Consider the following 21933-nt stretch of genomic DNA (forward strand, 5'->3'; position numbering starts at 1 on the left):
GCAGGTTGATTAGACGTTGCTGCTTGAATCTGTGACGTCAAGGCCCAGCTGCTGGTTAATGCACTGTTCCATGAGAACCTCGTCCTGAGAGTAGGCCATACACTCACCGAAGGCTGAGAAAATCCAGCCGAAGAACACCAACATTGCCAGGGAAATAAGAATGCCCAGGGAGCTAAATACGATGCCGGTGATAGCCAGACCCTTGCCGCCGCCACCGGTCTTGGTCTTACGCAGGGCAACGATGCCCAGCACCAAGCCAACGATACCCAAAATACCGCCTAGAATGACCCAGCCGCTCAGGAAAGATAGGATACCTAGAATCAGCGACGTAATGGCTAGGCCCTTAGGTGCTGAGGCTACCTGCTGGCCGTAAGCGTCATACCCGTAGGACGGGTAGCTGGCAGGCTGCTGGCTGTAATCTGCTTGGCCGTAGGTAGGCTGTGAGTAGTTGGGCTGTGTGTAGTTAGGCTGTGAGGAAGCACTGTTAGCCTGCTGGCTATAGTCCCCGTTTCCCTGCTCTGTGGAACCTGAGCTGTACTGCCCGGGCACGTAATCGCCGTAGGGGTTTTCCTTGTTGTTTCCGGTGGTCATTTCTCTCCTTCGAGTAGGTTGTTAGGCTAGCCCAGGTTCTTATAGCGCATAGCGCGCTGGGCTTCGAGGTTGTCCTGGCGCTCACGCAGGGCCTGGCGCTTGTCGTAGTCGCGTTTACCGGTGGCCAGGGCAATTTCTACCTTGGCTCGCCCCTTGCTGAAATAGAGCTTGAGGGGCACGACGGTGTAGCCGCTTTCCTTGAGCTTCTGAGCGATCTTATTGATTTCGCTGCGGTGCATGAGCAGTTTACGGCGGCGACGGGCTGCGTGGTTGGTCCAGGAGCCGCGCCCGTATTCAGCGATATGGATGCCCTCTAGCCACAGCTCATTGCCGTACATCTGGCAGAAGCCGTCGGTAATTGAGGCTCCCCCATCGCGCAGGGATTTAACCTCGGTGCCCATGAGCACCAGCCCTGCCTCCCAGGTTTCTACGATGTTGTAGTTATGGCGAGCGCGGCGGTTGGACGCTATGGTGTGGTTATTCGGGTCTTCTTTCGTTACTTTTTTCTTAGCCACGATTATTCTTCGTTCTTTCTTTTCTGTCGTTCTGCTGCGCGCCACCGCACGCCGGCGTCGATGAAACCGTCGAGCGCACCGTCGAATACGGCGCTGGGGTTTCCCTCTTCATAGTTGGTTCGCAGGTCTTTGACCATCTGGTAGGGGTTGAGCACGTAGGATCGCATCTGGTCACCCCAGGAGGCTTTGACGTCACCGGCAAGTTCCTTCTTTTTGGCGTCCTCTTGCTCTTTGCGGAGCAGGAGAAGGCGGGATTGCAGGACGCGCAGTGCTGCGGCTCGGTTTTGTAGCTGGGACTTTTCGTTCTGCATGGAGACCACGATGCCGGTGGGGATGTGGGTCATACGGACGGCGGAGTCCGTGGTGTTCACGGACTGACCGCCGGGCCCTGAGGAGCGGAATACATCGATTTTGAGTTCGGACTCGGGGATTTCGATGTGGTCGGTCTGCTCGATGAGGGGGATGACTTCCACCGCAGCGAAGGACGTCATGCGTTTGCCCTGGCTGTTGAAGGGAGAGATGCGCACCAGACGATGGGTTCCCGCTTCGATAGATAGGCGCCCAAAGGCGTAGGGGGCTTTGACCTCAAAGGTTGCTGATTTGAGGCCGGCTTCTTCGGCGTAGGAGGTATCCATCACCGTGGTGTCGAAGCCGTTTTTCTCGGCCCAGCGCAGGTACATGCGCAGAAGCATCTCTGCGAAGTCGGCGGCATCCACGCCACCGGCTCCTGCTCGGATGGTCACGACGGCGTCGCGCTGATCGTACTCACCCGAGAGCAGGGTGATTACTTCGAGCTCTGCTAGGCGCTTTTCGATAGCCTGCAGTTCGGTTTCTGCTTCGGCAAGGGTGTCAGCATCGCCCTCTTCGTCGGCGAGTTCTACCATGACCTCAAGGTCGTCGATGGCCTGGCTTAGTTTGACGAGCTTATCGAGTTCGGCCTGTTTGAGGGAGAGCTGGGAGGTGACCTTTTGGGCGGCGTCGGGGTCGTCCCAAAGGTCGGGGGCGCCGGCTGCTTCAGAGAGTTCTGCGATGGTAGCGCGCAGCTGCTCAACGTCGCTGACCTCTTCGATGGAGGCGTAGGTTGAGCGCAGGGTTTTGATCTGGGCAGAAAAATCTAAAGTAGCCATGACTATTAACCCTAGCTGAAAACGATGGTAAGCGCCCGATTTTGCCCCTGTTTTGCGCTGACGGGGCAGAGCCCTTCTATTCTAATCTTGGGTGGTGATGACGCGCGCCCGGCCGGTAACGGTGATATCGACGCCGTCAGGTAGCACAACGGAGAGTAAGGGCGGGTGGGCCCTGGCAGAAAGGACGATAACCGCAGTGTTGTTTCCCGACGCCCCGGTTGCGGGGTTTAAGGTCAGGTGGGAAAAGTCGGTGCCAGCACCGCTTTCTTGCAGAAAGGTATGAGCGGACGCCTGCACCCCGGCGCTGGTGAGAGTCACCTGGGCCTGGGCCTCCCCTACCGCTGTGATGCCCTCAATGCGCTGAGCGGCAGACGTCGCTGCTTGGTCGGCTAGAGCCTGGAGGCGCTGTCTTTCGAGGTAGACGGAGCTTACTCCAACGACGGTGGAAGCAACCAGCAGAAGTACCAGGCACAACCCCACGATGAGTGGGAGGACGCTTCCCCGCTCAGCGTCGCGCTCGGTGGCCTCATGGCACGGCCTCCGCTGAAGCTGGGTCTGTCTAATCTGTGTCATGAGTAGTTCCCTCCCCAACTCACAGCCTGTGAGGTCATAGTGGCAAGAGTCGGTGCCCCTGGCCAGGGCACCAGAGGCAGCCCAACCTCGACAGTGACATCTACCGTCATTCGCTCGCCCTGGGCGCAGACGTCCTCGCAGCTCAGCGTGGCAGTAATGGTTTCGGCCTCTAAACCAAAGTCGCTAGCCGTCAAAGCGGCAACCGCTTGCACAGCAGATTGGGTACGCTGCTCCGGTGGCAAAAACTGAATCACCTGCAACGCATGGGCACTAGCGTTAGAAGCTGCAAAAGCAGCCGACTGCATCGAAAAGACTGATAACAGAAAATAGACCGTGGGCACCATCAACAGGGCACCCAGTCCAATAAACTCAACAAGAGCACTGCCCTGCTCAGGGTCGTCTGCCTCTCGCGTATCTACGGCTCTATCACCGCGTTTATCGCTGAACCACAGCATGACCACTCACCTCCCACTGGGCAGCTACCCCAAAGGGACCGATGAGGGGCACCGGGGCAACCACGGTGACCTGCACGGCGTCCGCCCCCTGCCACTGGGTAACAGAACTGCTAATCGTTGCTGAGTAGTGGGAAGGCAGCACCGAATACAGCAACTCGTGGGTGCGTTCTTCTCCGTCAGCCGGTGTTTTATCGAGCATGGCCCCATAGCGGGCCCCCTGAGATACAGCGTCCTGCAGCACGTTACGGGTGAACAGCGCGAAAGCAACCTGTAAAACGCCTAGAAAAAGTATGACAACTAAGGCAGATACCATCACGAACTCCGCCGTTGCATTACCTCTCTCCTTCTCAGGGGGCACAGCTCTCATGTGGCTCTCCTAGCGGTTAATCATTGCCATTGCGTTATTGAACATGTTGACGAGGGCGTCCTGGGCAACCACCAAGATAGCGGCCACGAGGATAGCCGACATCATCGTGATCATTACCCAGCCAGGCACGTCCCCGCGCTCAGGGTCGTCCTGGCTTGTCAGAGGCGCAAAGATAGTGAGAAGGGCCTTGAGGTAGGTGTCGGTCATGAACTTCTTCATGGGATTCTCCTTTGAATATGAGTGTGATAGAAGGTGCCCAAGCGGGCGGGTTTAGAAGTTAAGATTCAGTAGGGAAAGGCCAGGAAACATCGCAAACAATACGGTGAGCGGAAGTATCAGAAAAACGACGGGGGCCATCATCCCGATTTCTTTCTTTCCCGCAGTTTCCATGAGCTCTCGTTTAGCGTTATCGCGGACGTCCTGGGCCTGAGCCCGCAAGACATCTGCCAGGGGCGTGCCACGCTCGATAGCTACGACCAGGCCATCCACAAAACGGGATAGGGCTGCTACCGAGGTACGCTGCGAAAAACTTTGCAGAGCGACCACAAGGGACTCCCCGGAACGAGTCATCGCGAGAATAGTTTGGAACTCGCGAGAAAGCTCTCCCTGCGAACTCCGCACCACCCGTTCAAGCGACCCGATGGCAGATTCCCCAGCGGTAACAGATAGGGCCATGAGCTCTGCCAAAGCAGGAAATTCAGCCAGCATGGCTTTCTCCCGTTTCGCGATCTGCTGAGACAGCCAATAGTCGCGTGCAAGGAAGCCAGCACAGGCGCCCAGAACAATCAGCAGGACTCCCGGCACAAAACTTACCGTCCCTTGGGCGAGCCCCACAGCCACCAAACAAATACAGAGAGTAGCTGCCAAGAGACTCCAGAGCACCTGTTGCACCCGGTACTCTGCGGTTGTCAGATTCCCACCTAGCTGGGTAAGTCGTTTTTCGAGGGCCACCGTATCAAAGCTAGACTTACCAAGACTCCGGTACAGCTTTTCAACCCACGGTGCAAGGAGGGCAGCGCTCGCCCCGTAAATACCTTCAGGTAGCGTGCTATACGGTGTGTCCGGGCGGTTCTTTTTAAGCTCCGCCGCACGAAGCTGAGGCGCTATACGGTCTGCAAAGCTCTCGCGGCGCTGGGTCCAGATACTCGAAAGTACCAGCCAGATTCCTGCCGCTAGGAAAAGGCCGAGGAGAAGGGAAAAGTTCATGCCAGCACCCTCTTCTCTTCCGGTAGAGCACCGATACGCATCATCAGCCTGTAGGCGATGACGGTCAGGGCTAGGCCGCTCGCTAACACTAGGAAACCCGCAAAACTGTTATAAATTCTGATCGTGCTCGGCTGGGTAGCCATAAGGCCCAGGACAACCCAGGGAGCAACACAGGCAAGGCGGGCAGCATTAACCGTCCACGACTGTCGAGCCTCAAGTTCAGAGCGTGTCCTGCTATTCTCGCGGAGGAAAGTACTCAAGGTCCCCAGAAGACGACCTAAATCAGTTCCACCCACCTCACGAGTAACTTTGAGAGCCTCAATGATGTTGTCAGCGGTGGGGTCACTCAAGCGGTCTTTAAGACGATTGAGAGCTGGAAGGAACTCACCGCTAGCACGGTAGTCTGAAGCAAAACTAGTAAAAGCCGGACGCAGGGGCTCCGGCCCCCGGTACTGAAGCTGCATGAGAGCGTCCGGAAGCGACAAACCTGCACGGATTGCTGACCGCAGATGGTCCACCGCATCCGGCCATAAATCCCGCAACTGGGCCTGCCGCTGAGCGGCACGATGCTTAACCACTAGCCGAGGACTAAAGAACCCAACGCCCGCAGCGAGGGCAGCCAGAGGAACCAGTGAGGTCAACGCGAAGGTCAGCACCATTGCAACAAGAGCAGCTACAGCAGAAACCATATAAAACATAGCTACCGTGAACTTTTCTAGGTCTGCCTGGCGCAGCAGCTGTTGTATCGCTGGGGCTTTTCGTTCTTTTTTCTCCTTAGCGGGGAGCTCCCAAAAGGACATATAGATTAAGAGCGCGCCGATACCAAACATCAGCCCGAATAAAGCACTCATGCTAGTGCCCCCTCGCAGTTAAGAAGGGTCTCAGGGGCGTAGCCAGCACGAATAAATTTCTCAGGCGAAGGCACCTCAGAAGCAACACATACCAGCTGATCGCCTTCTCGTCTAAACAGTGTGCTGGTTTCAATCACCCCGTTTTCGACCCGGTTACCAACGGCAAGAATCTCTCGCACCTGCCGTTTGCCCCGCAGATTACGGTCGCAGTGAACCACTAAATCAAAGCAAGAAGCCACGGTGGGGACGACAAACGAACTCGAAATGTTGTCACCGGCCAAGAGGGGAAGGGTACACATCTTCGTGATTGCATCGCGAGCTGAGTTAGCGTGAATAGTACAAAGCCCTGGGAGCCCGGAATTGAGCGCAATGAGCATATCAAGAGACTCAGCTTCGCGCACCTCACCAATGATGAGGCGGTCGGGCCTCATGCGCAAAGCCTCTTTCACTAGGCGCCGGAGCGGAATCTCGCCGTGGCCTTCCAGGTTGGGCTGACGGCACTGCAAATTCACAACATCGCGGAGAGGAATTTTGAGCTCAAAAATCTCCTCACAGGTGATAACACGCTCCCGCATACCAATAGATGCTGACAGACAGTTCAACATGGTTGTTTTACCAGCCTGAGTAGCACCAGAGACCAGGCAATTTAACCCGCTAGCCACGGCTGCATCTAAAAACTTTGCCGCATCTAAGCTGAGAGACCCCAGCTTAACCAAATCGCTCAAACGAGTTGCTCGCGCAATAAACTTACGGATATTGATGGCCCAATGACGGCGGGTCACATCAGGAATAGCTACATGGAGCCTAGAACCGTCCGGCAAGGAGCTGTCGACAAAAGGTGTGCTCAAATCAAGGCGTCGTCCCGAGGTCTTGAGCATACGCTCTACCAGCGCACGAATCTGTTCCTCGCTCAGGGTAAGCCCGGTGAGCTCAGACTCTCCAGCACGAGCCACAAAAATCTCGTCCGGAGCATTAATCCAAATCTCTTCAACAGAACTATCATCAAGGTACTGCTGAATCTCGCCAAAGCCGCATACCTTGTCGAAAAGGGAGCTGATCAGGGAGTCAGCGTTCTCAAGTCGCGGTACTACACCCCGTAGCATCTGGCGCTCGTACTCAGCGATGGCCTGCTGGATGAGCTCCTTAGCTTCCACCTGCTGTACGAGCGGGTCGATACTGCTTCGGCGAATCAAGTCGCGCACGTCTGCTTCAACCAGTTCTTCTGCTTGCGCTATAGACATCTGTCCCCCTTACGCTCCATTGCGATCAGTCGATGAATTACCAAACAAGATACAGTTGATTAGGCAAAACAATCAAACACCCCAGGGCCACCCTGTGGATAACCGTGCCCCGCATACCCTTACCCGGCCAACAAGAATGCAATGAAGTTGCACCTGACAAGCCATAACGCATGAAGACTAGAGTTTTTCCACAGCGCCTCAAACCTACTATGGATAAACGTAATGTTTTGACACACAACTAGTTACTGACTAGTAACAACGCACAAAAATACCCACAAGCTATCTAGCTTGTGGGCATTTTTGGGGAAGGCTTCCTTAGTGGGATTTTGCCCTCATAAATTCAATCGCTTCGTCAATAGGGCCTTCGAACTGCTTAGAGCCATGATCCAGGACCACTCCGCGTTCACAGATCTTTGCCACCAAATCAAGGTCATGGCTCACCACAACCAGGGTTTTCCCTTCAGCACTCAGATCTCGAATCTTAGCGATACATTTCTTCTGGAAAGGTTCATCACCCACAGCCAGAATCTCATCCACTAAGAAAATCTCCGGATCAGTATGAACAGCTACAGCAAAAGCCAGTCGCAGGTACATACCCGACGAGTAGAACTTAACCTCGGTATCGATAAAGTTGCCAATTTCAGAGAATTCAACAATTTCATCAAATTTTGCTTCAATCTGTTCCTTGCTCATACCAAGGATGGCCGCGTTCAGGTATACGTTGTCACGCCCGGTCAAATCGGGGTGGAAACCTGCTCCAACCTCGATAAGCCCAGCGATGCGTCCGCCGGTCAATACCCTGCCCTCATCCGGGTGCATCACACCCGAAATCAGCTTGAGCAGGGTAGATTTACCCGAACCGTTATAGCCCAGCAGGGCAACGCGCTCGCCTTCGCGGATGTCCAGGGAAACCCCGTTAAGAGCATTGAACTTCTCGTTCAGATCTCCCTTACGGCCCTTCATCAGCCAGACAAAGGCCTCCTTCATCGACCGAGTATGGCGCAGCACAAAGCGCTTCACTAGAGACTCAACCTTGATAACCACAGGAGCATTATCTGCCACGGGTGGTAAATCAAACTTCTTGATATCCACGTAAATCAGAGCTCCTGGGCGAAGTTGCCCTCTAGCTTACGGAAGAGTAAGTCACCGAGGAACAGGGTCACGAGAGAAACACCCAGGGCAACAGGTACCCACAGGGTAAGAAGATGCGGAGGAATCTGCGAGGTAGGTAGAGCCAAAGCCTCTTCAGACAGGGTAGGCATCCAGAAAGCATAGTGGAAGAGCTCAACAGCAACGGTAAGAGGGTTCATCAGATAAACAGTGATAACCCACGAGTACAGAGTATCTCGCACCATAGTCCACGAATACAGCACGGGTGAGAACCATGTGGCAACCATCAAGAGCATATCCACAATGTTTTCCGAGTCCCGGAAGAACACATTGGCTACGCCGAAAATGAGGCCTAGTCCTGCTGAGAAAACCATAATGATCATCATGGCAACAACCGCAGCACCTAATTGCTTCAGATCAGGACTCCACCCAGCAAAAAAACAAGCTATCAGCAGCACCACAATCTGGGGCACAAAGTGAATTAAAGCTACCCAGATCGTAGAGACTGAAAAGAGTTCTCTCGGAAGATAAATCTTCTTAATAAGTGCCCCATTCACGACCATTGCCTTGGCACCGTTACTGAACCCTTCAGAGAAGAAGTTAATAACGATCATTCCAGAGAACAGATAGATAGCGTAGTTCTGCATGCCTCTTTCAAGGCCTAGGAATAATCCCATCGCAATATAGAAGACGCCAAACTGTACCCCCGGCTTGATGTACGACCAGAGGATACCCAAGACAGATCCGCGGTAGCGAACCTGAATTTCTTTATCGACAAGTAGCCTTAGAAGGTAACGATTTTGAAAGACATCACGGAGCCCCCTACCGCGACCAGGAGGGGAAAGAGGGTGAGTTACTTGTTTATTCATCGGGTCAGCTCAGACTCCGTATGCTTCTGGAAGGTTTTAGCCCAGGCATCATAGGATGCTACTTCAGCAGCAGCAGAGCGGTACTGGTTTCGCAAATCAGCCCAGTTTTTAAAGAGCTGTGCATGCAGTTTCGAAGCACGAGCCAAATTTTCGCGCAGCTTTTTGGGATCACGCTGATACCAGAAGACACCGGTGCCTTCTGCGTTAGTGACAAGAAGCGAATCGAACTTGGAAACAGTCCACCAACGATTTTCTGAGTAGTTCAGCTGAATCTGAGGATTTGTTTTTGCCAGATCATCAACAGGCTTAAAGAGCTGACGTCCCACGGTAGAAATAGTCCAAGGAATCAGTTTCTGGTAGCCAGGCGAACTAAAGTTACGGCGCCCCTTGAACGGAGGTTTAGTTGTCTTAGGCTGCGGGTAGTCATCGAGGTTCGACTTGAGCTGGGCGTCCTTGAAATCCTTCACCTTACCGCGGATTATGGGTAAGCGCTCACTGAGCGAAGGGTGCAGGTGCGTAGGGCCAGACAGCAGGTCTTCGATAGCCATGAGACGGCCTTCTTCGGTGTAGTACTGCATGGAGAGAGCATGCTTAACATCTAAGAAGAGCGACTCGCGTAAAACTGATCCGCCCTTTTCAAAGGGAGAATGAATTAAAGCCGTGATGAGTCGATTACGTTCGTGGAAGTAAGCCTGCCAGCCGACGGAGTCGTCCTTATCCTGCCACGATACGTGCCACAAAGCTGCGCCTGGGAATGATACAGTCGCGATTCCTGCTTCCTTAGCGCGAAGACCGTACTCAGCGTCATCCCACTTCAGGAACAGGGGAAGGGATAGCCCAATCTTATTGATAACTTCGGTCGGGATAAGGCACATCCACCAGCCGTTATAGTCAACGTCTACTCGACGGTGCATCCAGTGGGTGCTACGCAGGTTATTTCTACCGAGGTCGTGACCAAGCGACATGTCTTCGTGCGGTTTATCGTAAAAGGTACGCCAGGGGTTTACAACTTCGCCGAAGGCGTGCAGAACCGAACGGTCGTACATATCAAACATATGACCACCGACGATAGTGGGGTTCTTACAGTAATCAGCAAAAGTGATGAGACGCAGAATCGACTCGGGTTCAACGACGACGTCGTCGTCCAGCAGCATGACGTAATCTGAACCATTGTTTACTGACTCAAACATGCCGCGAGCGAAGCCACCAGAACCGCCCAAGTTTGCCTGATTAATGATGCGGAACTTACCCGCAAGAGGAGCAACTACTTCTTCAAAGTCCGGGTGGTCCTGCACCTTCTCGGTACCTTGGTCAACAATCAGAATCTCTTTAACAGTCTCGAGAGCATCAAGGTTATTGCCCAGAGAACGAATGTTGTCGATGCAGTACTGTACCTTATTCATAGTTGTAATCTGTACAGTAGCTTTACCGCCAGCCTCTCCCAGGCGTGGCTGAATATCACCAAGCCAGTCCGCTTCAACCAGGGTGAGGTCGCTCTTGGTAGCAGTAAGGTCAAACCAGTACCAGCCGCCATCTCCAAAAGGAGCTAGCGTCAGGTCGAAAGTTACTGTTTCTGCGCCTTCAAGTACTTTGGCATCAACACGTTGAATTACGCCACGGGCATTCGATTTATAAACCACGACCATGCCCGCACCTTCAGTGGTGATTCTCAGGGTCACTGATTTCAAATCAGTCCACCGTCTCCAGTACGAAGCGGGGAAAGCATTGAAGTAGGTTCCAAATGAAACAGTTTTACCTGCTGCTAGGTGGGTTGAACGACGACCTAGAACATCAGAAGTGGTAGCTACAGGTCCTGCTGCGTTTTCGTTTTTTAGCTCTTGCTGGGCGGCCGCCTTCTCGATGGTTTTGGCCGCGTCTCCATCCAGACGAGTGGGAAGTTGCACGCCGGTTGCGCTACCGCTGTCGATGTACAGAGGTATGACGTCAGTTTGGACTGCTTCAGGAAGGATTACCCGCTGAAGTGTTTTCATATCAGCCATATTTTTCACGCTCATTCTTTAGGCCTCGATTCCGCCAGATACCAGCTTTTCGCCCTTTTCGAAGTGGGGGCGGAGCTTGTTGTCGAACATGGAGAGTGCAGCACCGATAGCCATGTGCATGTCAAGGTACTTGTAGGTGCCCAGGCGTCCGCCGAAGAGCACGTTCTGCTCTCCGCCAGCGAGTTCGCGGTACTTGAGGAGCATTTCGCGGTCAGCGCCGGTGTTGATGGGGTAGTAGGGTTCGTCGCCCTTTTCTGCGAAGCGTGAGTATTCGCGGTGAATGACGGTAGCGTCCTTGGTGTAGTCACGCTCGGGGTGGAAGTGGCGGAACTCGTGGATGCGGGTGAAGGGGTGGGTTGCGTCGGGGTAGTTCATGACCGAGCAGCCCTGGAAGTCTTCGATGTCAAGGACTTCTTCTTCGAGGTCGATGGTACGCCAGGAGAGGTCACCTTCGGCGTAGTCGAAGTAGCGGTCTACGGGGCCGGTATAGACAACGGGGACCTGGCCGAGAACCTTGGAACGTGAGTACTCGTGGCCTTCTTCGAAGAAGTCGGTGTTGAGGTGAACTTCGATGTTGGGGTGGGCTGCCATGCGCTCAAGCCAGGCGGTGTAGCCGTCGACGGGCAGGCCTTCGTACTTGTCGTTGAAGTAGCGGTTGTCGTAGTTGTAGCGCACGGGCAGGCGGGAAATGATGGACGCGGGCAGGTCAGCGGGGTCGGTCTGCCACTGCTTTGCGGTGTAGTGCTTGATGAAGGCTTCGTAGAGCGGACGCCCGATGAGGGAAATCCCCTTGTCGTTCAGGTCCTTGGGGTCGGTTCCTGCGAGTTCACCGGCCTGCTCCTGGATCAGGGCCTTGGCTTCTGCCGGTGAGTAGGCGGCGTTGAAGAACTGGTTGATAGTGCCCAGGTTGATGGGCATGGGGTACACGATACCGTTGTGGTTGGTGTAAACGCGGTGGGTGTAGTTGGTGAAGCCGGTGAAGCGGTTGACGTATTCCCAGACGCGTTCGTTAGAGGTGTGGAAGAGGTGGGCGCCGTAGCGGTGAACTTCGATTCCTGTCTTCTCTTCGTTTTCGCTGTATGCGTTACCGCCGATGTGATGACGGCGGTCGAGCAGGGCTACCTTGAGGCCAAGCTGGGTAGCAGCTTGCTCTGCAATGGTGAGGCCAAAGAGGCCAGAGCCTACGACTACGAGATCAGCGTTCACTTAACTTACTCCTTGTTAGGGGTTGCACAGCTATCGTGGGGAGTCTGGCAACCGTGCTCTGCTACTACAGCGTAGAAGCTTAACTTCGGTGTGTTCCTTGCGCGCAAGGTAAACACAGTTAATAACAAAAGTACCGGATATAGTCGGCTACTACCCGCTAACAGGCTGTAAAGATCGTGTGATTATTCCCCGGTCTTCCCCTGTGCTAGTGCTGTGTGCAGAGGAACCTCAACTTTTTTCGCGGAAAGACAGAAAAACAATGGTGAGAGTTTGTTTTTCCGTTTTGTGCCCTTGCAATGGCAGGTCTCCAGAACTTAGGTAGCTTTATGAAGCTTTTAGTGCGCGTCCAGCAGCCACCGGCGGGATCTTACCGAACAGTGGAGTTTGATTATTCGCCCGGCACAACTGGAGTAGATATCTACCGAGAACTCTCTAATGTGTGGGGTAGCGATAATTTCAGTTGGGGTGTTCAGGGGCAAGATATCAGGGAGCTTACTCCCGGCCAGGCTCCCTGGACTAGTGGTGCCCAGCTCACGGTGCTGCCCCTTGCATCTCATGCAACAGTTCTTCCTTTCCCAGAGGAGAAGGCCCTGTTTACCTTACGTGTGGTGCACGGGCCAGATTCTCATTCTCAGTTTCCGCTGTCTCGAGGTAGCTGGGAAATTGGTAGGCAGGCCTCCCTGCTCACAATCGACGACCCAGCGCTTGCACCGATTGAGGGCTTCCTAGAGGTGACGGCTAGCGGTGTGTATTTCTCGGATGAGGGCTCCCACCGCAAACTTGAGGTAGGGGAAAAATTTATTCTGGGTGGGAGCGTCCTTGTGCTTGACCAGTATGAGTACCGCGCTCCCCTCTTTCGTGACCCGGTAGTTCAAGACATTGATGCTCCCGCCCCTAAGTCCAAGCTGCTACTGGTAGCAACGATGGTTCTACCTCTCATTGTGGGCCTTCTGATTGCCTGGTTGACCCAGCTGTGGCTTGTTCTTCTCATGGCCTGTGGGTCCTCACTCTTAATGGGACTTCACGCTTTTTCTCAGGGGCGCGAAAGATCCTCTGTGCGCCGTCAGATAACGCAGCTTGCTCGGGAGGAAGAGGACGCTATAGCCCGCTACCGCGGGGCTGACCAGGTTGATGCTGATACAGGCATCGTGATAGGACGCGGCACCCGGCCAGTACGAATTAGAGGCAAGCAACGTGAGCTAAGGAGCCTCCCTGAAGTCCAGGGAGCCCCTTATGTCATAAGCGTAGAAGAACTTGCGCCCCTAGTCTCTGGGCTTCCTCTTTCGACCCAGCGTTTAGCCCTCTGCCAGCTCTTGGCTCAGAATCAGCCGGTCTACCTTCTTGTTCAGGAGCAGGAGGCTACTTGGTTTTTGCGTCTCATTGACCCGCTTCTTGCAGCAGCAAACGTGTGCACGGTGTCTCTTGCAGAGCTCAGTAGTTTAGAAACAGGTTTTTTGGTGTGCTCCTATCTGCCGCCGTCCTTACCTCCACAGCTTCTCCCCTTTCCCTTAGCCAACAAAGGGCTTCATAAAGAGCCTGCAGAGCTCTTTTCTCAGTCAACGAGCTGGCATGACGTCGTTTTAGACGGAATCAGCGAAGAGCGTTACTGTGCTCTCCTGGCGAGTTGGGGAAGAGTCACTACATCCTCTCTTCTCCAGAGAGTTAGCGTTGCAGCAACGAATACTTCTCAACTACCTGCTTATGCTCTCCCTGAGCTACCGGAGGGTAACCAGCCGGGGAATCTATGGGCAGAAGAGATCTTTCTGTATGCGGGGCTAGCCTGTGAAAGTAACGATGACCTAAAACTCGGCCTTGTGCATCATGGCCCGCATTTTCTCTGTGCAGGGACTACAGGTTCAGGTAAGTCCCAGCTTCTTCGTTCCCTGCTATGGTCTGCAGCCCTCAGCTACCCGCCTCAGCGTCTTTCCTTCGTCCTCATAGATTTCAAAGGTGGTGCTGGTTTAGGCCCTCTAGCGTCTCTACCCCATTGTGTTTCGCTCATCTCTGACCTTGACGCGTCTCAGCTAATGCGCACTATGAAGTTCTTGCGGGCAGACCTTACCCACCGCAAACAGGTCTGGAAGCAGTTGGGCGTCAGTTCCTATGACGATTATATCGACCTCTGCAGAAACGCCCGCACAGCGCCTGATTTTCCGGAGCTAATTATCTGCATCGATGAGTTTCGCATGCTTGTCGATGATTACCCAGACATTATGAGCGAAATGATGAAGATAGCTACGATTGGCAGGTCGCTGGGTTACCACCTCGTCCTAGCTACCCAGCGCCCGCAGGGAGCAATTTCTCCCGATATCAGGGCAAATATCTCAACAGTGATGTGCCTTAGAGTAAGTTCTGCCCAGGAATCTTTCAATGTTCTAGGCTCGGAAGAAGCTTCTCATATCTCTGCTAGCTTCCCGGGGCGGGGCCTTCTACGGAGTGCAGATAATGAGATGGTTGAGTTTCAAGCTCCTTTAATTACGGGACTTTACAGGCAAGAGCACCAAGGACGATGCCGAGCACGTTTTGTGCTCGATTTGCCTGGTTCTCAGGAGCCCACCGATTGCCAGGCTCTGAGCGATGCAGAACTCGATACCACCAATACGGCTATCTACCAGGCCTACCAGAATGCACATCAGCTACCGACCTATCAGCCAATTCCGGCATCACTCTCAGCTCCTTGCCATACAGATTTGCCGGAGTCTGCTGGCCCCTTTACCTTATTGCTCGGCCAGTACGAGATAGCAGAACTAGGGTTTCAAGCCCCCTTTATCTGGTCGGCGGAAGATGGCCCAATTTTAGTACAGGGAGGCAGCAACGAGTGGATACCTGCGCTTCGGGTAACCCTCCTTCAAGCTCTCACTCAAGGGTACGCCGTATTATGTCTTACGCCGTCAGAACAGCGCGCACGAGAGATACGCAGCTGGGGCAAGGAATACGCAGAACAGTTTGACGTCTTTACCTACCAGGATTCCAACTATCTTCAGCACCTTCTAGCCTGCTGCACAGAAGCCCCAGGACCGGGCCAGCTCCTCATCATAGATACGCTAGAAACACTGCTAGATACGCTCCAACGGTACCCGGCTGCAGAAGCTCACCTGCAACAGATTCTCAACTTGGGTGATCACCCAACAGTTCAGGTTTTCTGCACTTCAGTAACAGGTGTACGAGGTAAGTACCAGCATATCTTTGAGCACACCTTCATGACTCGAGCAGCTGTTGAGAATGACCCTCTTCGTACCCACACTAGGGATTACACCCTGCCGGGCAGCGGGCAGTTTGCGATAGAAGGAAAGGTTATCTACGACTCCTCAGAAGGAAAAGTACAGGCAGGCACACTTGCTTGGACAGAGCTCAGCGCTCCGCTAGCTGCCCCAAAGACCGGTGCTCGGCAAGGCCCTAACCACCTGTTAAGCGACTCCCACAGATACTGGCTTTCCTGGCGTCCGCTCCCCTTGCACTCCCCGGTCAGCTCCCTCCCGTCAGCAGCCAAGCCCCACACCGGCGCACTCGCCTGCGGTGTACTCAGGGACGGCTCGGTAGCCTTTACCCCGCCTTTGCGAGGTGGATTTATCAGCGTCAGCGGCCCGAGGGGATCCGGAAAAACGAGCCTACTTACGACCCTCGTCCAAGCTAATCCTGAGCATTTCTTCATTGTTATTTCATCAGATACCGGCACCGCAGCAGAAGATATCAGTCAAGCTCTTGCACGGAGCGAGAGCCTGGGGCTCCGCCCCATTCTGCTCATCGACGACCTTGATAAGCTCAGCCACGATATACAGCAGACGATACTAGCCCAGAAAGAAAAGTTTGGGTCTGTTGTCGTGACCTACACACCCTGGCCACGGTGGAGTAGCTCACCGATTCTTGCTGCCCTCAGCGGTACCTCTACGGGTATCGTCCTTACCCCGCATAGCTCCGCAGACATGTCCTTCTACCCGGGCGTACCTCTCCCCCTTGACCTTAAAACTTACGGCCAGCTCCCGGCAGGGCGGGGAGTCATGATTGATCACGCAACTATTACGGCTTTTCAGGCAGCCTTACCCGACTAACAGGTTACCGGGAGGAAGGAGCCAGATGCTCAAGAGTAGAGCGGGTAAAAAGTAGCAGGATGACAGCTCCGCTTATGCCTACCGTTGCTAGCCCTACCAGGTAATCTCCACCCAGAGTAGTTTGAACGCCGATGATGACCGCGAAGAGTTGCCAAACAAGCACGAGAGGTTGCCCAAACCGCTGCGCCTTCCACACGGCAACAGCGCCCACGGCGAGAGCCAGAGCAATAATGAAATAAAAGGAGGCAATAACTGACGCTCCCCCAATATCGGCAGAAGCGAAAGTCCCGATGAGAGCAGTAACCACTAGATACAGGGCCTGAAGGAGGCTCAGCCCGACCAAGATTTTCACGGGAACTGGAAGGGCTGAAACGCTGGAAGAAGCCACGTCTATCTCATTTCTCTATGTACGAAGAAAGGGTCTCCTATCTAGAATAGGCACCCGGGAGTGTCACCTCTCACCCCGGCACCCCTTTACGCACCCGCCTGTGACATTTACCTCAGCACTGCAAGCAGATTTTCGCTCACAACCCCCTTGTATGACGCCCCATATCGTGGGAAAGTTATTGAGGTTCAAGTTTGGCTCCTTCTAGGAAAGGGGCCAGATTTTTTTGTTAGTTGCTGAGCTACTTTGCCTCAGCTTTAATCCGGTAAACCCTATAGGAGAGCATGCTAATGGATTGGCGTAGCCGTGCTGCTTGTCTTGAGAAAGACCCTGAACTCTTTTTCCCCGTAGGAAACACCGGGCCCGCCCTTCTTCAGATCGAAGAAGCTAAGAATGTCTGCCGCAGCTGCACTGTGATGGATACCTGCCTGCAGTGGGCTATCGAAACAGGCCAGGATTCTGGTGTGTGGGGCGGTATGAGTGAAGATGAGCGTCGCGCTATGAAGCGACGTGCTGCCCGAGCCCGCAGGGCCTCATAGTAGCAACTTCATGTAAGTGTTCTTTAGGAGGGGCGAACCGGTGTACCGGTTCGCCCCTCCTTTTTTATGCGGCCTTCCTTCTAGTTACACGATGGCAGCTTCAATTGTCACCAGTGTTCCGCCTTCAGGAGCAAGACTCCAGTGAATAGTACCGTTGAGCTCGCTGGCTACCAGGGTTTTAACAATTTGAGTCCCTAGACCGGTTCCGCTGCCAGTTCCCTCTAGCTCTCTAATTTTTTCGGCGCTGATTCCGGGGCCGCTATCTTGAACCGTCACGATAATGCTGTGCTCTTGCCCTTCTGAGTAGCGATGCTGGCAACCGAGGGTCACGGTACCGGTTTCTCCAGCTAAACCGTGTTCTACCGCGTTAGCCACAACCTCATTAATAACGAGGGCAAGAGGGGTGGCGATTTGGCTGGGTAGCTTCCCGAAAGATCCCTCGATCCGGGTGGCAACGTGCTGCCCTGGCGAGGCAAGCTCGGCAGCAAGCCTAAACTGTCGGCTAATGAGGTCATCGAAGTCTACGTCCTGAGTTAGCCCCTGGGAGAGGGCATCGTGTACCAGCGCGATAGTGGAGACACGGCGCATCGCCTGTTCCAGGCCTTCCTTCGCTTCGGGGGTGGTCATGCGTCTCGATTGCAGGCGAAGCAGGGCTGAGACTGTTTGGAGATTGTTTTTGACCCGGTGGTGGATTTCGCGGATAGTAGCGTCTTTCGACATCATTTCTTGCTCTCGGCGACGCAGCTCGGTGACGTCGCGGCAGAGTAGCAGGGCCCCGTAGCGTTCTTCACCCAGACGTGAAAAATGGCGCAGGGGGATGGCACGGAAGGTGACGTTTTTGCGGTTGGCTTTGATTTCTGCGCGCCAGGGCATGCGCCCGGTAAGGACCAGGGGTAGGGTTTCGTCCGCCTTCTCACCGGCAGGTAGCAGGGCCCGGGTGATATCGAGTAGGCTCGCACCGAGCATGTCACCTGCGTAGTTGAGACGCTTGTAGATAGACAGAGCATTAGGTGAAGCGTAGGTGACCCGTCCGTCCGTATCGAGCATGACCAAGCCGTCGCTCACACGGGGGTTGCCGTGGGCCGTTCCAACAGGGGCGGAGAACTCGGGCCAGGCACCGCGCGAGACCATCTGTAGAAGATGGTGGGAGACGTCGCGGTAGACCCTCTCCGCTTTCTGGCGCTTTCGGGTACCCAGGCTCTCGCGGTGGACCGACAAGAGGGCTACGGGTCTGTCATTGCGTATTAGCGGAATGAACTCGGTATCAAGGACGATATCGGTGAGGTTGTGCTCGTCATTGAGGGTCTTGGGGGTTTGGCTGTTCCAGCTTGCGACCGCCCGCTCGCAGAGGGCCGGGTCGAGCTCTTTGCCGACCCAGTCGGTGTGAAAAACCGTGTGGGTGGTGGAGGGGCGAATCTGGGCGAGGTTGATGAACCCAGCGGACGCCGGCAGCGGCTGGGACAGGGAGAAGTAGCCCTCGATGGTGTCGGCTTGGGGCGCCCAGAGCATGAGGTCGCAGTAGCCGGTATCTGCAATGATTTGCCACTCGTTAGTGAGCAGGTGGAGCCACTCGATATCGCCCGGCCCGTAAGCGCCGGTGCGCATGAGGATTTCAGTGAGTGACAAGGGGGCCTCCTGGTGGTCTGGGCGGGGTGGGTTAGGAGCGGGGGCGGCGGGTAAATCGCACCCAGGGCTTCTTCTTTTCTACCATGCTCGGGCTCGGAGGGGGCGCTAGTGATGGGGCAGGTTTTCCGATCCCTAGGGTATTTCGGCTGGTGTCGGCGAGCGCCTGTAGCTGGCGGGCCAGTTCTGTTTGTGGGGCTACTTCAAGAATTGTTGTTCCTGCTAGGCGGGCTTTATCAGCGCTTGGGCTGTCTTCTGGTAGCTGGGCTGCTATGGGCAGGCTGGGGCCGAATCGCTCCCAGGAGTGTTCGAGGGCTGCCTGGGCAGATGGGCCTAGGGCCTCGGTGCGGACGCGGTTGAAGACAATGCTGATTCTTTGATCAAGGGCTGGCCCAAGTACCTGGCTAAGGGTGTCGTAGGCTTTGATAAGACGCGGTACGCCCACAAGGTCTGCTAGGCCAAGAGCTATCAGGTGGTCAGCTCGCGCCAGGCTGGTCAGGGTTGCGTCGTTTCGTTGGGGAGTCAAACCGTCAAAGCTTAGGGCTGGGTCTTCTTCAAGGCAGAAAGAGGTATCGATAACTACCAGGTCGTATGTTGAAACCAGTGTATCGAGTACGAGGTCGAGAGCGTTTGAGCGTACCTCTACCCAGCGATCTGGTCGGTTGATGCCGGTGATGATGTCGAAGTAGTGGGAGCGGTGCGAGACGGTGTGGGTAAGTTCTTTGAGCTGTTGCTGGGTTATGCCTCCACGGTCTGCGTGGTGGCAGAGTTGGGCGAGGCTTGAGTAGTCATCAGTAAGGCCTAGAACAGCTCCCACGGACGCCCCGTAGGTATCTGCGTCCACCAAGCAAACCGAGTACCCTGTTTCTGCGTAGGCTGCTGCCAGGTTGATGGCCACGGTAGTGCGTCCAGGGGAACCGTAGGGGCCCCACACCGCTACTATCTTCCCTTCCGCAGGTGAGGGGGCAGGAGCGTCCTGCTTTTCGTCACCCCTTGTGGGGTGACTTTGAGCCGGGGCAGAGAGGGCAGGCTCCTCGTGCTGAGCCTGGTTGGCCTGCTCACCGGTCTGCTCTGAATTCAGCAGGGTATCGACGGCCTTTTCGATCTCGCTAACGATCTCTGCGGTATCGGCTAGAGAATCAATCGGGTGGATGCCTTCTATAGGTGGCTGGGTTCCCTGGTCATTGACAAGACACACTGCCACCTCAAGGTGGTGCAGAGATTTAACCATGGAAAGGGTGAGTTCTTCTCCCCCGGTCACGATCAGCACAGCGCGGGCAAGGCCGCTTTGGGCAAGTCCCAGCATTTCACCGATATCGTGCACGTGCCTGACCACGCTCACCTGGCCACGTTGAGACTCAATGGCTGAAACGAAACGTCCGCCCTCATCGCCAACAACAACGATAGGAACCTGCATTAGTTCCCTCCCGGTGCGTAGGCCGACGGAACCAGGCTGATGACCGCTCCCTTGCTGGTGGCACCGAGGACTGTGGGCAGGACGTCCTGGTTTACCCACAACTCAACAGCCGAACGGCCGGTTCCTCCAATCACAGATTCTTGGGCCGTTACAGAATGCACCTCGGCTGATTCTGCGATGACCACGGGATCACCGTACGAGTTGGCCCCCTCTGTTTTGTAGGCAACCCAAATATCGACCCGATTGCCAGGAACATATTCGGCTACCGCGTACTGATCAAGTAGCAGGGTAACGAGCCTGCGCCCGTCGCTTACCTCGGTGGACAGCGACCGGGGTGAGAGAAGCTCCCCCGCAGCTAGCGGACGGGTAGCTACCGACCCGTCAGCGATTACTTGCTCCGCCGAAAGGTAGAGACCTGCTGATTCATCTAGCTTGACCTGGGCAGTTGTCACGTTATCGGTGGTAATTTTTTCGCCGATACCGATATCTTTACTGGCAACATAGTAGGGCTGAGTCTGGTTGGTAGCTCGGATAAGGCCGACGACGCCCAGAACCGAGAGAAGAATAATTAGGACGCCCGCCAGTAGCTTAGGGTCGCGGAACCCCGGCTTTCTGAAACGGGGAGCAAGATTTTCTTGAGCCATCATGACACCTCTTTGAGTCAGGAAGTTTTCCTCGTTGACAGCAGTTTCCCTAATCAGAACATCAATTTCAAAGATTGCACGTATTTTTGACCAAGGTTACGCAAAATCAAGCAAGTTATCCACAGGCCTTGCTTCTTCTATCAAGGTAGTTCAAAATGCACTAAACTAAAGCAAAGGATCCCCCCACCTACTCCCCCGTTTCAGAAGGAACCAGACATGGTTGAACAGCGCTTTCTCACCCTGACCGACGTCGGTGAAATTCTCAATATATCCCCCAGCCAAACTCGCGCCCTGGTACGCTCAGGGGAACTGAAGGCCATCCAGATTGGCGGCAGAAACCAGTGGCGGGTTGAAAAGAGCATGCTCGAAGCATATATCAGCGAGCGCTATGCGATGACCGAAGAAGCCATTCGGGCCGAGCAGGCCGAACGAGCCGATATCTCCTAAAACAGACTGTTTATCCCGCTACCCTGATAGCGGCAATTGAGGTGAAGAGGACGCAGCGTGGAGCTCCCCGAGTTCCGCGGGCGTCCTCTTTGTGTGCCTGCTGCCCCACGATTTCACAGTAGTCAGCACCAACTGCCCACACTTTACCTGCACTGGTGAGACCGGTTCCTCCTGCATGATAAATATGGATATCACGTTGGGCAGCGCTGAGGGCCCGTAGGGCAGATCCCAGCGTGAGTTTGCGAGACACTTCATGAGCTTCGCCCACGGCCTGGTGGTTTCCACCTTCCCAGTAAAGAAGGTGCGCAAGCGGAAGAATGAGGCCGCCGGCGTCCGTTTCTAGCTGAAGCCACCCCAGCCCCAAAGTCTCCAGTCTCCCCCGCCAAATATCTCCAGTAGACCCGTGAATAGTCAGCAGCTGCCCAAGCTGGGCTGCCAAACGGTCGGCCACGGTGACGCGAGAAAGCTCTATCTGGCGGAGCTCGCGAGCATCTGCCTCGTAATCTCGGTGTTTTTGTGCTTCCATCTGGATTTCGTAATCGCGGAAGAGCAAATCTAGGTGTGCCATGCACTGAGGATACCCCGCCAAGGAAAATTTATTGAAAAAATTTGCTACAAGCCTCTTGAATCCATCGCAAAGGGAAGTAATATGATGCATAAATCATCAAACTACATCAAATGACATGATTTGAGGTGAAAGAAGTGGCATCGCGATTTT

At 54.7% G+C, this 21933-nt stretch carries 22 protein-coding genes; 3 read left to right on the top strand and 19 right to left on the bottom strand.

What is annotated here, in order from left to right; translation table 11 throughout:
- Positions 1–9 precede the first annotated feature (9 nt).
- The 14 genes from ACRCJM_RS03010 to glf form a co-directional block, all read right to left on the bottom strand.
- Complete coding sequence (locus tag ACRCJM_RS03010; RefSeq protein ID WP_237185387.1) at positions 10–591, bottom strand: DUF4190 domain-containing protein; 582 nt, start codon at positions 589–591, stop codon at positions 10–12.
- Between the two features lie 26 nt (positions 592–617).
- Positions 618–1112, bottom strand: coding sequence for an SsrA-binding protein SmpB (gene smpB / locus ACRCJM_RS03015; RefSeq protein WP_135012007.1), 495 nt, complete (start codon positions 1110–1112; stop codon positions 618–620).
- Entirely contained in the window at positions 1109–2233 is a 1125-nt protein-coding gene (prfB, locus tag ACRCJM_RS03020; RefSeq protein ID WP_431463758.1) for a peptide chain release factor 2, read from the bottom strand. The genes smpB and prfB overlap by 4 nt, the downstream gene beginning before the upstream one ends.
- 81 nt (positions 2234–2314) lie before the next feature.
- Complete coding sequence (locus tag ACRCJM_RS03025; RefSeq protein ID WP_431463759.1) at positions 2315–2806, bottom strand: pilus assembly protein TadG-related protein; 492 nt, start codon at positions 2804–2806, stop codon at positions 2315–2317.
- Positions 2803–3261: a pilus assembly protein TadE gene (locus tag ACRCJM_RS03030; RefSeq protein WP_431463760.1), complete on the bottom strand. Its 459-nt coding sequence runs from the start codon at positions 3259–3261 to the stop codon at positions 2803–2805. Before ACRCJM_RS03030 ends, ACRCJM_RS03025 begins: the two co-directional genes overlap by 4 nt.
- A complete protein-coding gene (locus tag ACRCJM_RS03035; protein ID WP_431463761.1) occupies positions 3242–3628 on the bottom strand; it encodes a TadE/TadG family type IV pilus assembly protein in 387 nt (128 codons plus the stop codon). Before ACRCJM_RS03035 ends, ACRCJM_RS03030 begins: the two co-directional genes overlap by 20 nt.
- Before the next feature lie 9 nt (positions 3629–3637).
- On the bottom strand, positions 3638–3835 hold the full coding sequence (locus ACRCJM_RS03040; protein WP_237185563.1) for a hypothetical protein: 198 nt from the start codon (positions 3833–3835) through the stop codon (positions 3638–3640).
- A gap of 63 nt (positions 3836–3898) precedes the next feature.
- The gene (locus ACRCJM_RS03045) at positions 3899–4834 is read right to left on the bottom strand and encodes a type II secretion system F family protein (protein ID WP_237199759.1); all 936 of its coding nucleotides are present in this window, start codon (positions 4832–4834) and stop codon (positions 3899–3901) included.
- The gene (locus tag ACRCJM_RS03050) at positions 4831–5685 is read right to left on the bottom strand and encodes a type II secretion system F family protein (protein ID WP_237199760.1); all 855 of its coding nucleotides are present in this window, start codon (positions 5683–5685) and stop codon (positions 4831–4833) included. Before ACRCJM_RS03050 ends, ACRCJM_RS03045 begins: the two co-directional genes overlap by 4 nt.
- The gene (locus tag ACRCJM_RS03055) at positions 5682–6926 is read right to left on the bottom strand and encodes a CpaF family protein (protein WP_135013296.1); all 1245 of its coding nucleotides are present in this window, start codon (positions 6924–6926) and stop codon (positions 5682–5684) included. Before ACRCJM_RS03055 ends, ACRCJM_RS03050 begins: the two co-directional genes overlap by 4 nt.
- Positions 6927–7241: 315 nt before the next feature.
- On the bottom strand, positions 7242–8018 hold the full coding sequence (locus ACRCJM_RS03060; protein WP_431463762.1) for an ABC transporter ATP-binding protein: 777 nt from the start codon (positions 8016–8018) through the stop codon (positions 7242–7244).
- A 5-nt stretch (positions 8019–8023) separates the two neighbouring features.
- Positions 8024–8905, bottom strand: a complete 882-nt coding sequence (locus ACRCJM_RS03065; protein ID WP_237207159.1) for an ABC transporter permease — start codon at positions 8903–8905, stop codon at positions 8024–8026.
- Complete coding sequence (locus ACRCJM_RS03070; protein WP_431463763.1) at positions 8902–10905, bottom strand: glycosyltransferase; 2004 nt, start codon at positions 10903–10905, stop codon at positions 8902–8904. Before ACRCJM_RS03070 ends, ACRCJM_RS03065 begins: the two co-directional genes overlap by 4 nt.
- A gap of 18 nt (positions 10906–10923) precedes the next feature.
- Positions 10924–12111 (bottom strand): UDP-galactopyranose mutase, encoded by a 1188-nt coding sequence (gene glf, locus ACRCJM_RS03075; RefSeq protein ID WP_431463764.1) that lies wholly within the window; start codon positions 12109–12111, stop codon positions 10924–10926.
- 338 nt (positions 12112–12449) lie between these two features.
- Between glf and ACRCJM_RS03080 the strand changes: the two genes are divergently transcribed.
- Positions 12450–16160: an FtsK/SpoIIIE domain-containing protein gene (locus ACRCJM_RS03080; protein ID WP_431463765.1), complete on the top strand. Its 3711-nt coding sequence runs from the start codon at positions 12450–12452 to the stop codon at positions 16158–16160.
- Positions 16161–16164: 4 nt separating this feature from the next.
- Here the strand turns inward: ACRCJM_RS03080 and ACRCJM_RS03085 are convergent, their stop codons facing one another.
- Positions 16165–16548 (bottom strand): hypothetical protein, encoded by a 384-nt coding sequence (locus ACRCJM_RS03085; RefSeq protein WP_377126150.1) that lies wholly within the window; start codon positions 16546–16548, stop codon positions 16165–16167.
- A 287-nt stretch (positions 16549–16835) separates the two neighbouring features.
- Here ACRCJM_RS03085 and ACRCJM_RS03090 point away from each other — a divergent pair, with 287 nt between their 5' ends.
- Positions 16836–17084, top strand: a complete 249-nt coding sequence (locus ACRCJM_RS03090) for a WhiB family transcriptional regulator (RefSeq protein ID WP_135013289.1) — start codon at positions 16836–16838, stop codon at positions 17082–17084.
- Between the two features lie 84 nt (positions 17085–17168).
- Here ACRCJM_RS03090 and ACRCJM_RS03095 read toward each other — a convergent pair whose 3' ends face one another.
- From ACRCJM_RS03095 to ACRCJM_RS03105, 3 genes are read right to left on the bottom strand one after another with little or no spacing between them, the layout of a single operon-like run.
- The gene (locus tag ACRCJM_RS03095) at positions 17169–18710 is read right to left on the bottom strand and encodes a sensor histidine kinase (protein ID WP_272878829.1); all 1542 of its coding nucleotides are present in this window, start codon (positions 18708–18710) and stop codon (positions 17169–17171) included.
- A 31-nt stretch (positions 18711–18741) separates the two neighbouring features.
- Entirely contained in the window at positions 18742–20124 is a 1383-nt protein-coding gene (locus tag ACRCJM_RS03100; protein WP_431463766.1) for an AAA family ATPase, read from the bottom strand.
- Positions 20124–20771, bottom strand: a complete 648-nt coding sequence (locus ACRCJM_RS03105; protein ID WP_431463767.1) for an SAF domain-containing protein — start codon at positions 20769–20771, stop codon at positions 20124–20126. The genes ACRCJM_RS03100 and ACRCJM_RS03105 overlap by 1 nt, the downstream gene beginning before the upstream one ends.
- A 213-nt stretch (positions 20772–20984) precedes the next feature.
- Here ACRCJM_RS03105 and ACRCJM_RS03110 point away from each other — a divergent pair, with 213 nt between their 5' ends.
- Positions 20985–21215 (top strand): helix-turn-helix domain-containing protein, encoded by a 231-nt coding sequence (locus tag ACRCJM_RS03110; RefSeq protein ID WP_135011335.1) that lies wholly within the window; start codon positions 20985–20987, stop codon positions 21213–21215.
- A gap of 10 nt (positions 21216–21225) precedes the next feature.
- Here ACRCJM_RS03110 and ACRCJM_RS03115 read toward each other — a convergent pair whose 3' ends face one another.
- A complete protein-coding gene (locus ACRCJM_RS03115) occupies positions 21226–21783 on the bottom strand; it encodes a hypothetical protein (RefSeq protein ID WP_237207165.1) in 558 nt (185 codons plus the stop codon).
- Between the last annotated feature and the right edge of the window lie 150 nt (positions 21784–21933).

This window comes from Rothia sp. L_38 (assembly GCF_050689125.1).
Classification (GTDB): domain Bacteria; phylum Actinomycetota; class Actinomycetes; order Actinomycetales; family Micrococcaceae; genus Rothia.

Coding starts and splice junctions, on each gene's coding strand:
- ACRCJM_RS03010 (WP_237185387.1), bottom strand. CDS start 591: ATGACCACCGGAAACAACAAGGAAAACCCCTACGGCGATTACGTGCCC.
- prfB (WP_431463758.1), bottom strand. CDS start 2,233: ATGGCTACTTTAGATTTTTCTGCCCAGATCAAAACCCTGCGCTCAACC.
- ACRCJM_RS03025 (WP_431463759.1), bottom strand. CDS start 2,806: ATGACACAGATTAGACAGACCCAGCTTCAGCGGAGGCCGTGCCATGAG.
- ACRCJM_RS03030 (WP_431463760.1), bottom strand. CDS start 3,261: ATGCTGTGGTTCAGCGATAAACGCGGTGATAGAGCCGTAGATACGCGA.
- ACRCJM_RS03035 (WP_431463761.1), bottom strand. CDS start 3,628: ATGAGAGCTGTGCCCCCTGAGAAGGAGAGAGGTAATGCAACGGCGGAG.
- ACRCJM_RS03040 (WP_237185563.1), bottom strand. CDS start 3,835: ATGACCGACACCTACCTCAAGGCCCTTCTCACTATCTTTGCGCCTCTG.
- ACRCJM_RS03045 (WP_237199759.1), bottom strand. CDS start 4,834: ATGAACTTTTCCCTTCTCCTCGGCCTTTTCCTAGCGGCAGGAATCTGG.
- ACRCJM_RS03050 (WP_237199760.1), bottom strand. CDS start 5,685: ATGAGTGCTTTATTCGGGCTGATGTTTGGTATCGGCGCGCTCTTAATC.
- ACRCJM_RS03055 (WP_135013296.1), bottom strand. CDS start 6,926: ATGTCTATAGCGCAAGCAGAAGAACTGGTTGAAGCAGACGTGCGCGAC.
- ACRCJM_RS03065 (WP_237207159.1), bottom strand. CDS start 8,905: ATGAATAAACAAGTAACTCACCCTCTTTCCCCTCCTGGTCGCGGTAGG.
- ACRCJM_RS03070 (WP_431463763.1), bottom strand. CDS start 10,905: ATGGCTGATATGAAAACACTTCAGCGGGTAATCCTTCCTGAAGCAGTC.
- ACRCJM_RS03090 (WP_135013289.1), top strand. CDS start 16,836: ATGGATTGGCGTAGCCGTGCTGCTTGTCTTGAGAAAGACCCTGAACTC.
- ACRCJM_RS03100 (WP_431463766.1), bottom strand. CDS start 20,124: ATGCAGGTTCCTATCGTTGTTGTTGGCGATGAGGGCGGACGTTTCGTT.
- ACRCJM_RS03105 (WP_431463767.1), bottom strand. CDS start 20,771: ATGATGGCTCAAGAAAATCTTGCTCCCCGTTTCAGAAAGCCGGGGTTC.
- ACRCJM_RS03110 (WP_135011335.1), top strand. CDS start 20,985: ATGGTTGAACAGCGCTTTCTCACCCTGACCGACGTCGGTGAAATTCTC.
- ACRCJM_RS03115 (WP_237207165.1), bottom strand. CDS start 21,783: ATGGCACACCTAGATTTGCTCTTCCGCGATTACGAAATCCAGATGGAA.